Source organism: Bacillus sp. mrc49, from assembly GCF_002803435.1.
This window is the reverse complement of sequence record NZ_PHNG01000332.1, coordinates 1-357: the sequence shown is the minus strand read 5'-3', so window position 1 is coordinate 357 and position 357 is coordinate 1. Positions and strand designations below refer to the sequence as shown.

Below are 357 nucleotides of genomic sequence, written 5' to 3'. Positions count from 1 at the left end.
GTTTTATTAGGTACTTTGGTGAATGGTGCGTGCATTTTAATCGGTTCAATTTTGGGAAGGTATTTACAGCATATACCTGAAAAGATAAAAGAAACGGTCATGAGTGGAATCGGCTTGGCCATCATGGTTTTAGGCTTGCAGATGGGATTGAAAAGTGAGCAGTTCATTCTTGTCATTTTAAGCATCGTTGGGGGCGCTGCCCTTGGCGAATGGGTCAATCTTGAAGGCAGGCTGAATTCTTTAGGGAATTGGATCGAGCGCAGGATGAAGGCCAAGGAAGGGACTTCGATTTCGCAGGGGTTTGTAACGGCTACGCTCATATTCGGGATTGGGGCGATGGCGATAGATCGGAAGAGC

1 protein-coding gene is annotated in these 357 nt (G+C 46.5%); it reads left to right on the top strand.

Translation table 11 applies throughout. The annotated features are described in order from the left end of the window. The coding region (locus CVN76_RS02215) for a DUF554 family protein (protein WP_157805473.1) at positions 1 to 357 on the top strand (357 nt) is incomplete at both ends.